11 protein-coding genes are annotated in these 14,097 nt (G+C 66.5%); 6 read left to right on the top strand and 5 right to left on the bottom strand.

The window, feature by feature from the left end; genetic code table 11:
• Positions 1 to 23 precede the first annotated feature (23 nt).
• On the top strand, positions 24 to 2,243 hold the full coding sequence (dcp, locus tag BMY90_RS05870) for a peptidyl-dipeptidase Dcp (RefSeq protein WP_217638555.1): 2,220 nt from the start codon (positions 24 to 26) through the stop codon (positions 2,241 to 2,243).
• A 149-nt stretch (positions 2,244 to 2,392) separates the two neighbouring features.
• On the opposite strand, the gene BMY90_RS05865 is transcribed toward dcp, so the two are convergent.
• The 5 genes from BMY90_RS05865 to trxA all read right to left on the bottom strand — a co-directional run bounded on the left by BMY90_RS05865 (position 2,393) and on the right by trxA (position 8,400).
• Positions 2,393 to 3,760, bottom strand: coding sequence for a glutamate--cysteine ligase (locus tag BMY90_RS05865; protein ID WP_092702454.1), 1,368 nt, complete (start codon positions 3,758 to 3,760; stop codon positions 2,393 to 2,395).
• 91 nt (positions 3,761 to 3,851) lie between these two features.
• The gene (locus tag BMY90_RS05860) at positions 3,852 to 5,333 is read right to left on the bottom strand and encodes a sensor histidine kinase (protein ID WP_175481505.1); all 1,482 of its coding nucleotides are present in this window, start codon (positions 5,331 to 5,333) and stop codon (positions 3,852 to 3,854) included.
• A complete protein-coding gene (locus BMY90_RS05855) occupies positions 5,320 to 5,985 on the bottom strand; it encodes a response regulator (protein ID WP_092702450.1) in 666 nt (221 codons plus the stop codon). Before BMY90_RS05855 ends, BMY90_RS05860 begins: the two co-directional genes overlap by 14 nt.
• A 154-nt stretch (positions 5,986 to 6,139) precedes the next feature.
• Positions 6,140 to 7,909: a transcription termination factor Rho gene (gene rho / locus BMY90_RS05850; RefSeq protein ID WP_092702448.1), complete on the bottom strand. Its 1,770-nt coding sequence runs from the start codon at positions 7,907 to 7,909 to the stop codon at positions 6,140 to 6,142.
• 164 nt (positions 7,910 to 8,073) lie between these two features.
• On the bottom strand, positions 8,074 to 8,400 hold the full coding sequence (gene trxA, locus BMY90_RS05845; RefSeq protein WP_008217218.1) for a thioredoxin TrxA: 327 nt from the start codon (positions 8,398 to 8,400) through the stop codon (positions 8,074 to 8,076).
• Positions 8,401 to 8,862: 462 nt separating this feature from the next.
• Between trxA and BMY90_RS05840 the strand changes: the two genes are divergently transcribed.
• The 5 genes from BMY90_RS05840 to ung all read left to right on the top strand — a co-directional run bounded on the left by BMY90_RS05840 (position 8,863) and on the right by ung (position 14,093).
• Positions 8,863 to 10,617: a DEAD/DEAH box helicase gene (locus BMY90_RS05840; protein ID WP_092702446.1), complete on the top strand. Its 1,755-nt coding sequence runs from the start codon at positions 8,863 to 8,865 to the stop codon at positions 10,615 to 10,617.
• Positions 10,618 to 10,704: 87 nt separating this feature from the next.
• Positions 10,705 to 11,436, top strand: a complete 732-nt coding sequence (gene ftsE / locus BMY90_RS05835) for a cell division ATP-binding protein FtsE (protein WP_217638554.1) — start codon at positions 10,705 to 10,707, stop codon at positions 11,434 to 11,436.
• Positions 11,433 to 12,416, top strand: coding sequence for a permease-like cell division protein FtsX (gene ftsX / locus BMY90_RS05830; RefSeq protein WP_092702442.1), 984 nt, complete (start codon positions 11,433 to 11,435; stop codon positions 12,414 to 12,416). Before ftsE ends, ftsX begins: the two co-directional genes overlap by 4 nt.
• A gap of 136 nt (positions 12,417 to 12,552) precedes the next feature.
• Entirely contained in the window at positions 12,553 to 13,395 is an 843-nt protein-coding gene (locus BMY90_RS05825) for a response regulator (protein WP_092702440.1), read from the top strand.
• Positions 13,392 to 14,093, top strand: a complete 702-nt coding sequence (gene ung, locus BMY90_RS05820) for a uracil-DNA glycosylase (protein WP_092702439.1) — start codon at positions 13,392 to 13,394, stop codon at positions 14,091 to 14,093. The genes BMY90_RS05825 and ung overlap by 4 nt, the downstream gene beginning before the upstream one ends.
• Positions 14,094 to 14,097: the final 4 nt, after the last annotated feature.

Below are 14,097 nucleotides of genomic sequence, written 5' to 3'. Positions count from 1 at the left end.
CGCATCCATTCCGGGGAATGTCCATGCCGCGCATGCGCCTGCTTGTAATTGCCACTTCGATCGCCCTTGCTGCCTGTTCGCAGCCGACCAACGACGCCGGGAAGACCGCGCCGGCTCCGGCCGCCACAGCGCCGGCCAAAGCCGCCACGGCGGCTGCGCCGGTGGCCGATGTGAGTGCCACCAACCCGTTCTTCACCGCCAGCACGCTGCCGTTCCAGGCGCCGCCGTTCGACAAGATCAAGGATGGCGACTACCAGCCGGCGATCGAGGAAGGCATGAAGCGCCAGCTCGCCGAAGTGGACAAGATCGCCAACAATCCCGAGCCGGCCACCTTCGAGAACACCTATGTGGCGCTGGAGAAGACCGGCGTGATGCTCACTCGCGTGATGGCGGTGTTCAACGGCGTCACCGGCGCCAACACCGACGACGCGCTGCAGAAGGTGCAGGAAACCGAAGCGCCGAAGCTGGCCGCGCACGAAGACGCGATCTACCTCAACGACAAGCTGTTCCAGCGCATCCAGAAGGTCTACGACGAGCGCGATTCGCTCAAGCTCGATCCGGAATCGCAGCGGCTGGTCGAAGTGGTCTACAAGAACTTCGTGCATGCCGGCGCCAAGCTGTCCGACGCGGACAAGGCCAAGCTCAAGGCGATGAACCAGGAAGCCTCCACGCTCAGCACCCAGTTCACCAACAAGCTGCTGGCCGCCACCAAGGACGGCGCGCTGGTGGTGGACGACAAGTCCAAGCTGGCCGGCCTGTCCGATGCCGAGATCGACGCCGCGGCGCAGGCCGCCAAGGCGCGCGGGCTGGACGGCAAATGGGTGATCCCGCTGCAGAACACCACGCAGCAGCCGGAGTTGCGTGACCTCAGCGATCGCGACACCCGCAAGGCGTTGTACGAAGCCTCGTGGAACCGTGCCGAGAAGGGCGGTGCCGACGACACCCGCGACACCATCGAGCGCCTCGCCCAGATCCGCGCGCAGGAAGCCCAACTGCTCGGCTATCCGAACTATGCCGCGTGGAAGCTCGACGACCAGATGGCGAAGAACCCCGCCACGGTGATGAAGTTCATGGCCCAGCTCACGCCCGCCGCAGTGGCGCGTGCCAAGACCGAGGCGGCCGACATCCAGAAGCAGATCGACCAGGACCAGGCCAAGCTGCACCAGCCGACCTTCAAGCTGCAGCCGTGGGATTGGGAGTTCTACGCCGAGCAGGTGCGCAAGGCGAAGTACGACCTGGACGAGAACCAGATCAAGCCGTATTTCGAGCTGAACAACGTGCTCCAGAACGGCGTGTTCTACGCCGCCAACCAGCTCTACGGGTTGACCTTCAAGGAGCGCAAGGACATCCCGGTGTACCAGCCGGACGTGCGCGTGTTCGAGGTGGACGACAAGGACGGCAAGCCGCTGGCGCTGTTCTATTGCGACTACTTCAAGCGCGACAACAAGGGCGGCGGCGCCTGGATGGACAACTTCGTCGGCCAGTCCAAGCTGCTCGGCACCAAGCCGGTCATCTACAACGTCGCCAACTTCACCAAGCCGGCACCGGGCCAGCCCGCGCTGCTGTCGATGGATGACGTGATCACCATGTTCCACGAGTTCGGCCACGCCCTGAACGGCATGTTCGCCGACGAGGAATACCCGACCCTGTCCGGTACCAACACGGCGCGCGACTTCGTCGAGTTCCCCTCGCAGTTCAACGAGCACTGGGCGACCAACCCGAAGGTGTTCGCCAACTACGCCAAGAACTACAAGACCGGCAAGCCGATGCCCAAGGAACTGGTCGAGAAGATGAAGAAGGCCGGCATGTTCAACAAGGGCTACGACATGACCGAGCTGGTCTCGGCCGCCCTGCTGGACATGAACTGGCACATGCTGCCGGCCAGCGCGCCGAAGCAGGATGCCGACAAGTTCGAGGCCGAGTCGCTGAAGAAGGATGGCGTGGACCTCAGCTACGTGCCGCCGCGCTATCGCTCCAGCTATTTCCAGCACATCTGGGGCAACGGCTACGCCGCCGGTTACTACGCCTACCTGTGGACCGAGATGCTCGCCGACGATGCCTTCGAGGACTTCAAGGACAACGGCGGCCTGACCCGCGCCAACGGCGACCGCTTCCGCAACATGGTCCTCTCGCGCGGCAACACCGAAGACCTGGCCAAGATGTACAAGGACTGGCGCGGCCAGGAACCGAGCATCCAGCCGATGCTGATCGATCGTGGCTTGAAGGCTGCGCCGAAGAAATAAGGCGTTCCGCCCGATGACAAGAAGAAGGCCGGCATTGCCGGCCTTTTTCTTGGGTCTGCCAGGAATTTCTGTAGGAGCGCACCCTGTGCGCGATGCTCTTCGTTACGCCGCCAAGAGCATCGCGCACAGGGTGCGCTCCTGCGCGCTCGCTAGTACGCGAACTTTTTGAACACCGGATCCACGCTGCCGCCCCAGGCGCCGTGGAACAGTTCCAGCTTGCGTTCGGCCGGGGTCTGGTTGGCTTCGACGATTTCGATCAGCGGTTCGAGGAAGATGCTCTCGTCGGCGCCGTGCTGGTTGAGGCGGGCGCGGCGCTTCAGCCCGTGCGCGGCAATCTTCAATGTTTCGCGGGCCAGGTCGCGCACGCTGCCGTGGCGGAACGGCAGTTTCAGCGCCTGTTTCGGCACACCGTCGCGCAGGGCGTGGCGTTCGGTGCGGGTGAAGTCCTTGACCAGGTTCCAGGCGGCATCCAGTGCCTCGTCGTCGTAGAGCAGGCCGACCCACAGCGCGGGCAACGCGCACAAACGGTTCCACGGGCCGCCGTCGGCACCGCGCATTTCCAGGTACTGCTTCAGGCGCACCTCGGGAAACGCGGTGGTGAGGTGATCGGCGAAATCCGTCATGGTGGCGTGGGTGCCGGGCAGGGCAGGCAACTCGCCGGCCATGAACTTCTTGAAATCCTGTCCGGCCAGGTCGAGGTACTGGCCGTTCTGCAGGCTGAAGTACATCGGCACGTCGAGGATGTAGTCGATATAGCGCTCGTAGCCGAAGCCGTCGTCGAACACGAAATCGAGCATGCCGGTGCGGTCGGCGTCGGTGTCTTCCCAGATGTGCGAGCGGTACGACTGGTAACCGTTGGGCTTGCCTTCGGTGAACGGCGAGTCGGCGAACAGCGCGGTGGCGATCGGCTGCAAGGCGAGGCTGGTGCGGAATTTCTTCACCATGTCCGCTTCGCTTTCGAAGTCCAGGTTCACCTGCACGGTGCAGGTGCGCGTCATCATGTCCAGGCCGAGCGAGCCGACCTTGGGCATGTATTCGCGCATGATCTTGTAGCGGCCCTTGGGCATCCACGGCATTTCGTCGCGGCGCCATTTCGGCTGGAAGCCCATGCCGAGGAAGCCGAGGCCGAGTTCATCGGCGACCGAGCGCACGTCCCTGAGGTGCGAGTTCACTTCGCAACAGGTCTGGTGGATCGTTTCCAGCATCGCGCCGGACAGCTCCAACTGGCCGGCCGGTTCCAGCGTGATCGAGGCGCCATTGCGCGACAGCGCGACCGGATTCTCGCCTTCGCGCGCCACGTCCCAGCCGTAGCGGCTGGCCAGTGTTTCCAGCAGCACCTTGATGCCGCGCTCGCCCTCGAAGGTGGGCGGCCGCAAGTCGTCGGTGCGGAAGCCGAACTTTTCGTGCTCGGTGCCGATACGCCACGCCTCGCGCGGCTTCTCGCCCGCGGCGATGTAGTCGACGAGTTGCTGGCGGCTGCTGATCGGGGTGCGCTTGACGGCACTGGGTATGGACACGGGGAATCCTCGTCGGGGAGGCTGACACTGTGGGGGCGGTCAGGATCGATTCAAAGTACCACTGGCGGGCCGTCGTCTCCCCTGACCGGGATCAGCCGGCGGCCGGGAATTCGACGCGCATGCGTGCGCCGCCGGTCGAGCCGTCCAGGATCAGCAGCCGACCTCGATGGGTGCGGGCAATCTCCTCGACGATGGACAGTCCCAGGCCGCTGCCCTGGCCATTGCCGCCGGCGTGGTAGAAGCGCTCGCGCACCCGCTGGCGCAGGTCCGGCGGGATCCCGGGGCCGTCGTCCTCCACTTCCAGATAGGCCAGCCCCTCGGTGGTGCCGCAGCGCACCGTGACCTGGCCGCCGGGCGGCGTGTGCCGGATCGCATTGTCGACCAGGTTCACCAGTAATTCGTGCAGCAGCCAGTGAATGCCCTCGACCTCGGCCGGCTGGCAGTCGGCGCCCAGATCGACATCGGCCACCAGTGACCGGTCGAGCAACGTCGACACCACGGCGCCGACCAGTTCGGGCAGCGCCAGCGGTGTGAAGTCGCTGGCGCGGTGTGCGGAGGGTTCGGCGCGGGCCAGTGCCAGCAACTGGTTGGCGGTATGCGCAAGGCGATCGATGCCGCCCTGCAGTGCGGCAATGCGGGCTTGTTGCGGGCCGCCGGCATTCTCGCGGGCCAGCACTTCGAGCTGGGCCTTGAGCCCGGTCAGCGGCGTGCGCAGCTGGTGTGCGGCATTGGTCAGGAAGTGCTGCTGCGATTGCGCCGAGTCGCGCACCGTCATCAGCAAGGTGTTGAGCGAGTCGACCAGCGGGCGCACTTCGCCGGGTATCGGGGCGGTTGGCAGCGGTTTGAGTTTTTCCGGCGACTGGCTGGCGATCTGCTCGCGCAGCCGGCGCAGCGGTCGCAGTGCCACGGTGATGCCGAGCATGGAAATGGCCAGCACCAGCAGCAGTTGCAGGCTGTCGCCGAGGCCGATGATGGTGTCCAGTCGATGCACCACGCGGTCGCGCCAGTGCATGGTTTCGGCGGCCGTGACCAGAAGCGCCTCGCCGGCCACCGTGGTGCGCAAGCTGACTGCGCGCACCGGCGTACCGTGATAGTCGGCGTTGCGATAGCCGAGGTTGTTGTGTTCGATCGGGGCGGCCACCAGGTCGGCATTGCCGGCGATGGTGCTGCCATCGGCACGACTGACCCGGAACAGGAAGGTTTCGTGTGGGCGGAAGTGCGGCGGTGGGGCGTGGTGCGCGAACGAGGGGGCGGCAAAGCCCGGAGATGGTGGTCGGTGCGATGGACCGTGCCAAGTGAGTCGCGGCGGCGGGTGCCTTCCGAAGCCGCGTGAAGCTCCCGGCGGCTCCGGCCAACGGACTTTCAGCTGGCCATCCGGTTGTTGCTCGATGTGGGCGGCGATCTCGGTGGCGGTGCGCGACAGCGAACGATCGAACGCGGCATAGACCGGCATCACCAGGGTGTGGTGGTCGATCCAGAAGCCGGCCGCCACCAGCAGCAGCAAGGGCAGCAGCAGATAGCCGAGCAGGCGGCCGCGAATGCTGTGCGCGCGGCGTGGCTCAGGCGTCTTCAAGGCGATAGCCGAGGCCGCGGATGCTGCGCACCGTGGCATCCGCGCCGAGCTTGGAACGCAGTCGCGAGACATGCACCTCGATCGCGTTGCCGGAGATTTCCTCTTCCCAGCCGACGATGGCCTGCATCAGGCGATCCTTGCTCACCACGCGGCCGCTATGCAGGCTCAGGCATTCGAGGATCGACCATTCGCGCCGGGTCAGGTCCAGGGTCTTGCCGCCGGCGCCAAGCACGCGCTTGCCGGCCAGGTCGATGCGCAGCGCGCCCACGTTCAATTCGTTCGAACCGGCCACGCCGGCGCGGCGGATCAGCGCGCGGCAACGCGCAGCCAATTCGGGCAGGGCGAACGGTTTGGTCAGGTAGTCGTCGGCGCCGAGGTCGAGCGCGCTGACGCGATCGTCCAGGCCGTCGCGGGCGGTGACGATCAGCAATGGCAACGGATTGCCCTCGCTGCGCAGGCGTCGCACCAGGTCGAAACCGTCCATGCCGGGCAGACCGAGATCGACGATGGCCAGGTCGTAGTGCGCCGCCGCCAGTCGGGCTGGCGCCGCCTCGGCCGTGGCGACCGCGTCGACCACGTAACCCTCGACCGAGAGGCCGCGGGTGATGGCATCGGACACCAGTGAGTCGTCTTCGACAAGCAGGATGCGCATGGGGGAACCGTCGTGGGCCGGGGATGGAAATGCTAGCAGCCCAACCAGCCAAAGTCCGACAACCTGCCAGCGGCTTGCGGCCGACGATTCCATGCCCCGGAAACGACAAGGCCGGCGGGATGCCGGCCTTGTGTGGCGAAACGGGAGCTTGCGCTCAGCGCTTCATCGAATTGAAGAACTCGTCGTTGGACTTGGTGTTCTTCATCTTGTCGAGCATGAACTCCATCGCCGCCAGCTCGTCCATCGGGTGCAGCAGTTTGCGCAGGATCCAGATCTTGGCCAGCATGTCCGGCTCGATCAGCAGGTCCTCGCGGCGGGTGCCGGAGCGGTTGATGTCGATCGCCGGGTAGACGCGCTTCTCGGAGATGCGGCGGCTCAGGTGCACTTCCATGTTGCCGGTGCCCTTGAACTCTTCGTAGATCACCTCGTCCATCTTGCTGCCGGTGTCGGTCAGCGCGGTGGCGACGATGGTCAGGCTGCCGCCTTCCTCGACGTTGCGGGCGGCGCCGAAGAAGCGCTTCGGACGCTGCAGTGCGTTGGCGTCGACACCACCGGTGAGCACCTTGCCGGAGCTGGGCACCACGGTGTTGTAGGCGCGCGCCAGGCGGGTGATCGAGTCGAGCAGGATCACCACGTCCTTCTTGTGCTCGACCAGGCGCTTGGCGCGCTCGATCACCATTTCGGCGACCTGCACGTGGCGCACGGCCGGCTCGTCGAAGGTGGAACTGATGACCTCGGCGCGCACGCTGCGGGCGATTTCGGTCACTTCCTCCGGGCGCTCGTCGATCAACAGCATGATCAGGTGCGCGTCGGGGTGGTTGTAGCTGATCGCCTGGGCGATGTTCTGCAGCATCATCGTCTTGCCGGACTTCGGCTGGGAGACGATCAGGCCGCGCTGGCCGCGGCCGATCGGCGCGACCAGGTCGAGGATGCGGCCGGTGATGTCCTCGCTCGAACCGTTGCCGCGCTCCAGCTTGAAAGCCGTGCGCGGGAACAGCGGGGTGAGGTTCTCGAACAGCATCTTGTTCTTCGACGCCTCCGGCGGATCGCCGTTGATGTCGTCGACGCGGAGCATGGCGAAGTAGCGCTCGCCTTCCTTCGGATGGCGCACGCGGCCGGTGATGTAGTCGCCGGTGCGCAGGTTGAAACGGCGAATCTGGCTGGGCGAGACGTAGATGTCGTCCGGGCCGGCCAGGTAGGACTCGTCGGCGGAGCGCAGGAAGCCGAAGCCATCCTGCAGGATTTCCAGCACGCCCTCGGCCCAGATGCCGCCGCCGGAGCGGGCGTGCGCCTTGAGGATGTTGAACACCACATCCTGCTTGCGCTGGCGGGCGACGCCTTCGCGGATACCCAGCGACTCGGCGAACTCCAGCAGCTGCGGCGCCTTCATGCGCTTGAGCTCGGTGAGGTTGATCAGACGATCGTTGCTGCCGGCATCGGCATTCTCGTCGTCGTCCATCGGCAAGCCGTTGGGATTGTTGCGCGGATGGTTGTTGCCCTGACCGCCACCTTGGCCACCGGGGCGCTGGCCGCGCTCATGGCGGCGGCGGCGACCGCGGCCGTCACGTTCGTTGCGATTGTTGTTGCCGCCACCGTTGCCGCCGTTATTGCCGTTATTGCCGTTGCCCTGGGCGGGCGCGGACGGGCTGCCTTCGCTCTGGCGCGGTGCATTCGCCTCGCCACTGGCGGGCGACGGGCTGTCGGCAGCCGGAGCTGGCGCGGGTGCAGGCGTCGGCGCTGGGGCCGGCGTCGGTGCGGGCGCGGCGGGTGCGGGAGCGGGTGCGTCCACCGGCAGGCTGGCCTGCACAGGCTTGTCGGCCGACTTGTCGACTTTCTTGCGTGGTGCGCGGGCTCGCGGCTCGGCGGCCGGCTTGGTATCGGCGCGCTTGGCGTCGGTCGGGTCTTTGCTTTCGATATCGGACACGGGCAAACCTCGTGGGGCGCCGTTGGTACAGGAAGGAGGGTGTTGAGCGTCGCGCGGGTCGCGCGGGGGACAGGACAGTCCCGACGGTCTGGACGAATCTAACACCCGCCGCGCGGCGCCGTAAAGCGCGGCGGCGGGGAGGTGCGGCTATTTCAGCGGATGGATCAGAGCGTTTTGTCGATCATCTGGGCCAGTTGGCCCTTGCTGACGGCACCGATCTGGGTGGCCTCGACCTTGCCGTTCTTGAACACCATCAGGGTGGGAATGCCGCGCACGCCGTAGGTGCGGGGCGTCTTCTGGTTGTCGTCGATGTTGATCTTGGCGATGCGCAGCTTGCCCTGGTACTGGGTGGCCAGCTCGTCGAGGATCGGCGCGATGGCCTTGCACGGGCCGCACCATTCGGCCCAGAAATCGAGCAGCACGGGGGTGTCGGACTGCAGCACTTCGGCCTCGAAGGCGTCGTCGCTCACATGGGTAATCAGGTCGCTCATCGGGGTCTCCGTGGATGGCGTAGGGGGTAAATGACGACCGCGCGGCCGGCATCGGCTACACTCAGGCGCCCAAGTTGCGCCGGACGAGCCGTATTCTCGTACATGGGATTGCCCTTGCGGCAGGTTTCCATTCCAGCGTAACTCGGGGCGCGATTCAAGAGATTCAAGGAGCCTGCCAGTCAAAACCCGGCAAGTTCCCTGGGCAGCAGCGGAAGGTTCCGTTGACATTGGCGAGGCGGCTGGGCTTGAGCCCCTTCGCCAATGCCAGCGGGACCGACGCGGGATCTGCCTTCGTCGTGCGACACCGCCTGCGGTCGTAGCGGACACCTCCACCAGAGCCTTTCGAGGGCCGGGGGGGCCCGCGCCGCGCCGTGTTGCATCCATCCACCCGTTCCGGATCATCCGACCCGCGAACCGGGCCGGCCGCCTTGGCGGCCCCCCGCCTTACGCATGCCTACTTAAATGTCACAAACCGTACTCACCGATACCTTTTTCGCCAACTTCAACCTTCATCCGCTGCTGCAGCAAGGCCTGGACGAAGCCGGCTTCACCCGCTGCACGCCCATCCAGGAACTGACCCTGCCGGTGGCGCTGGCCGGTCGTGACGTCGCTGGCCAGGCCCAGACCGGCACCGGCAAGACCTGCGCCTTCCTGGTCGCGCTGATGAACCGCCTGCTGACCACGCCGGCCGTGGCCGAGCGCCGGGATTCCGATCCGCGTGCGCTGGTGATCGCGCCGACCCGCGAGCTGGCCATCCAGATCGACAAGGATGCCCGTGCCATCGGCGCCCATACCGGCCTGCGCACCGCGCTGATCTACGGCGGCGTCGATTACGACAAGCAGCGCCAGCAGCTCAAGGACGGCTGCGACATCATCATCGCCACCCCGGGCCGCCTGCTCGATTACCACAAGCAGGACGTGTTCGGCTTCAACGGCGTCGAGGTGATGGTGGTCGACGAGGCCGACCGCATGTTCGACCTCGGCTTCATCAAGGACGTGCGCTTCATCTTCCGTCGCCTGCCGGCGCGCGAGCAGCGCCAGGTGCTGCTGTTCTCCGCCACGCTGAGCCATCGCGTGCTGGAACTGGCCTACGAGCACATGCACGAGGCCGAGAAGCTGGTGGTGGAGACCGACAACGTCACCGCCGACAAGGTGCGCCAGGTGGTCTACTTCCCGGCCAAGGAAGAGAAGATGCCGCTGCTGATGAACCTGCTGGAGCGCGAAAAGCCCAGCCGCAGCATCGTTTTCGTCAACACCAAGGCCGCCGCCGAGCGCATTACCGATCGCGTCAAGCGGCAGGGCTACCGCGCCGGCGCGCTGTCCGGCGACGTGCCGCAGCTCAAGCGCCAGAAGTTGCTGCAGCGCTTCCAGGACAGCCAGCTCGAGATGCTGGTCTGCACCGACGTGGCCGCGCGCGGCCTGCACATTCCCGCGGTCAGCCATGTCTTCAACTACGACCTGCCGCAGGACGCCGAAGACTACGTGCACCGCATCGGCCGTACCGCGCGGCTGGGCGCCGAGGGTGATGCGATCAGCTTCGCCTGCGACCTGTACGCGATGAGCCTGCCCGAGATCGAGGAATACATCGGCCAGAAGATCCCGGTCGCCACGATCGAGCCGGACATGCTGGTGATGCCGAAGCCGCACGCGATCGACCCGGAGTTCGTCGCCGCCGCCGCGGCCGACAGCGCCGCGTTCGGCGACAAGGTGGAAGCACGTGGCGACGAGAAGAAGCCGTCGCGCCATGGCGAGCGTCGCAGCGGCGGTCGTGGCGACAGTCGCAGCAGCGGTGGCCGCAATGGCGAACGCGGTCCGCGTCCGTCCTCCGAACGCAAGCCGCGCCCGGTCGCATCGGTCGAGGCGGCCGAAGTGGCGGTGGCCGCGCCCGCTGCTGCCGCGACGCCGGCCGGTGGCGAAACGCCTGCCGCGGAAGGGGCGCCGAAGCGGCGCCGCCGTCGTGGTGGTCGCGGTCGCCGTCGCAACGGCGAAGGTGCACCGGCGAATGGTGCCGAGAATGCCGTCACCAGCGAGTCGGCCTCCAAAACCGAGCGCAGTGGCAATCGCCCTGCCCGGACCGAGCGGCCGCCGCGCGAGCGGACGAATGGCGAAGCCGGCCATCGTCCGTCGCGGCAGGTAGCCACGCAGGCCGCCGTCGCGGCAGCACCGAAGAAGCCAAGCCTGTTCCGTCGCCTCAGCCGCCTGTTTACCGGCCGCTGAGCGGTTGGCACCTTCTTCCCGATCCGGAAGAAGGTGCACGCCGGCTGACTCCACACGACCGAAGCGACGCATATCGGTTCTTGTTTCATGCGCGCTCCCGTATCCTTGGCGCCGGTGTGGACTGAGCTTCGGGGGCACGCGGTGATTCGCTTCGATCAGGTAAGCAAGCGGTACGAGAACGGCCACGAGGCGCTGTCGCAACTTTCCTTCGAGGTGAAGGAAGGCGAGATGGCCTTCGTCACCGGCCATTCCGGCGCCGGCAAGAGCACCCTGCTCAAGCTGCTGGCGTTGATCGAGCGCCCTTCGCATGGGCATATCGTGCTGGATGGCCAGCCGCTGGCGAAGATCCATCGCGGCGGGATCCCGAAATTGCGTCGGCGCATCGGCATGGTCTTCCAGGATCATCGCCTGCTGATGGATCGCACCGTATTCGCCAATGTCGAGTTGCCGCTGGTGATCGGCGGCGTGGCGCCGGTCGAGCGCCGCCGCCGCGTGCGCGCCGCGCTGGAGAAGGTGGGCCTGCTCGATTACGAGCGCCAGTTGCCCGATTCGCTGTCCACTGGTGAACAGCAACGCGTCGGCATTGCCCGCGCCATCGTCGGTCGGCCGACATTGCTGATCGCCGACGAGCCGACCGGCAACCTTGATCCGCAACTGGCGGTGGAAATCATGGAATTGTTCGCCGAGTTCCAGCAGGTCGGCACCACCGTGCTGGTCGCCAGCCACGACTTGCCGCTGATCAAGCGCATCCGGAAGCGCGTGGTGGTGCTCGATCACGGCCGGCTGGTGGCGGACGTTGCCGCCGAGGAGGTGCTGTGAACGCGCCCATCGAAAAACCCGAGGCCGAATCGTCCGAGGCGGTCGAGCGCAGCCACCATACTCGTGCGCGACCTTTCGCCAGCTGGCGCGAACACCATGTCTGGAGCGCCGTGGCCAGCCTGCGCCGATTGGGCTCGCGTCCGTTCGGCACCTTGCTGACCGTGGCGGTGATGGGTCTGGCGCTGGCCTTGCCGCTGACTTTCTACCTGCTGCTGGGCAACGTGCAGCATCTTGGTGACGCGTTGGGGCGCAATCCCGCGATCAGTGTGTTCCTGCAGCCGGGGCAACCCGGCAGCGTGGCGCAGCTGCTGGCCAAACAGGTCGGCGAGCGCAACGACGTCGCCACGGTGACGCTGAAGACACCGCAGCAGGGCATGGACGAACTGGCCAAGATGCAGGGCTTCTCCGACGCGCTGCATGTGCTGGATGACAATCCGCTGCCCTACGTGCTGCAGGTGCAACCGAAAGATGGCCTCGACGCGGCCACGATCGACCGCCTGGCGACCGACCTGCGCGGTCTGCATGGCGTGGACACGGTGCAGGACAGCGGCAGCTGGCGACAGCGGCTCGATGCCCTGCTTGGCGTGGGCGATCGCATCGTGCTGCTGCTGGCCGGTTTGCTTGCACTGGCCGCGCTGCTGGTGGTGGGCAATACGGTGCGGGTGGACATCGCCAGCCGCGCCGAGGAAATCGGCGTGCTGATGCTGGTCGGCGCCAGCCGCGCCTTCGTGCGCCGGCCCTATCTGTATGCCGGCATCTGGTACGGTTTGTTCAGCGGCGTGCTGGCAGTACTGCTGGCGTTGCTGGTCGAATGGTCGCTGCTCGGACCGGTGGCACAGTTGAGCCAGGCCTATGCTGGCAAACTGCGCATTGGCGGGTTGCCGCCATCGCTGCTGCTGGCCGTGCCGCTGGCCGCTGCCGTACTGGGTTGGCTCGGTGCGCGCCTGGTCAGCGCATGGCAATTGCGCCGGGCGGCATGAACACAAGCCGCCGCGCCGTGGGATCGACGCGCGGCATCTTCACGGCCCCCGGGTTTGCAGCCCATGGGCCCGTGGCGCCGGGAGGGCGCCACACGACGTACCGTCACGGACGTCCGTACAAGCAGGTGGACAGGGGATGAGTGGAAGTATCAGCAATCGCCTCGCCAGCGCCGCGCCGCGCGTGCTGGTGGTCGATGGCTCCAAGGTGGTGCGCCAGTTGATTGCACGCGTGTTGCGCGCCGAGCTGCCGGAGGCCGAAGTCGTCGACTGCGGCACCGGGGCCGAGGCACAGCGCCTGCTCGAAGGCGGGGTGTTCGATTTCATCACCATTGCACTGCGCCTGCCCGACATGGACGGGCTGGAGCTGGCCCATTACGTGCGCGAATCGGCGCCGCAGATCTACGTGCCGATCGTGGTGGTATCCGGCGATGTCGATGCGCGCCTGCACCAGCGTTCGCTGGGTGAGGACGTCACCGACTATTTCGACAAGTCGCTGGGCTTCAAGGCGCTGGCCGAGTTCATCCGCGGCTACGTGCGTCCGGAAAGCGCCGCCGAGGGCACCGTGCTGTACGTCGAGGACAGCCGCGTGGTGGCGCTGGCGACCCGTCGCATGCTGGAGAAGATCGGCCTCACCGTGCGCCACGTGGTCAGCGTGGAAGACGCGTTGGCGCTGCTGGAAACCGAGCGCGCGCAAGGCCAGGTGGGCGCCGACGTGGTGCTCACCGATGTCAGCCTGAAGGGTGAGCTGACCGGCGGCGACCTGCTCGATCAGATACGCAACCAGTTCCACTATGGCAAGGGCAAGCTGCCGGTGCTGGTGATGACCGGCGACGAGAACCCGGCCAACCAGGCCGCTCTGCTCAGAGCGGGCGCCAACGATCTGGTGGAGAAGCCGGTGGAAGAAAAACTGCTGATCACCAAGCTGTTGTTCCAGTTGCGCGTGGCGCAACACCTGCGCGGTCACGACGCGGCGGCATGAGCGGCGAGCACATCCAGTTGGAATCGTCGTGGAAGGCGCGCATCGGTGCTTACCTGGAACGTCCCGAGATGCGCGCGCTGGCCGATTTCCTGCGCGCGGAGAAACGCGCCGGCAAGGTGATCTATCCACCCGGCCCGGAAATCTTCGCGGCCTTCGCGCACACCCCGTTCGACGCGGTGCGCGTGGTGATCCTGGGCCAGGACCCGTACCACGGCCCGGGCCAGGCCCACGGCCTGTGCTTTTCGGTGCGTCCGGGCGTGCGGCAGCCACCGTCGCTGCAGAACATCTTCAAGGAAATCGCCCGCGATCCCGGCCTGCCCCCGCCCGACCATGGCTGCCTGACGCCGTGGGCCGAGCGCGGCGTGCTGCTGCTCAACAGCGTGCTGACGGTGGAGCAGGGCCGCGCTGCCGCACACCAGGGCAAGGGCTGGGAGGGTTTCACCGACGCCGCCATCGATGCGCTCAATCGCGAGCGCGAAGGCATCGTGTTCCTGCTCTGGGGCAGCTACGCACAGCGCAAGGGCCAGCTGATCGATCGCCAGCGCCATTGCGTGCTGACGTCCGTTCATCCCTCGCCGCTGTCTGCCCATCGCGGCTTCATCGGCTGCGGCCATTTCTCCGCCGCCAACCAGTACCTCGAAAGCCGCGGGCTGGCGCCCATTGACTGGTCGCTGCCGCCGCGCGCGGCGTTGGGGTAAAGCT

The sequence above is a fragment of the Rhodanobacter glycinis genome (assembly GCF_900114325.1).
Classification (GTDB): domain Bacteria; phylum Pseudomonadota; class Gammaproteobacteria; order Xanthomonadales; family Rhodanobacteraceae; genus Rhodanobacter_A; species Rhodanobacter_A glycinis.
The sequence above is the reverse complement of the archived record's forward strand: the minus strand, read 5'-3'. Positions and strand labels throughout refer to the sequence as shown.

Coding starts and splice junctions, on each gene's coding strand:
- dcp (WP_217638555.1), top strand. CDS start 24: ATGCCGCGCATGCGCCTGCTTGTAATTGCCACTTCGATCGCCCTTGCT.
- BMY90_RS05855 (WP_092702450.1), bottom strand. CDS start 5,985: ATGCGCATCCTGCTTGTCGAAGACGACTCACTGGTGTCCGATGCCATC.
- trxA (WP_008217218.1), bottom strand. CDS start 8,400: ATGAGCGACCTGATTACCCATGTGAGCGACGACGCCTTCGAGGCCGAA.
- BMY90_RS05840 (WP_092702446.1), top strand. CDS start 8,863: ATGTCACAAACCGTACTCACCGATACCTTTTTCGCCAACTTCAACCTT.
- ftsE (WP_217638554.1), top strand. CDS start 10,705: ATGCGCGCTCCCGTATCCTTGGCGCCGGTGTGGACTGAGCTTCGGGGG.
- BMY90_RS05825 (WP_092702440.1), top strand. CDS start 12,553: ATGAGTGGAAGTATCAGCAATCGCCTCGCCAGCGCCGCGCCGCGCGTG.
- ung (WP_092702439.1), top strand. CDS start 13,392: ATGAGCGGCGAGCACATCCAGTTGGAATCGTCGTGGAAGGCGCGCATC.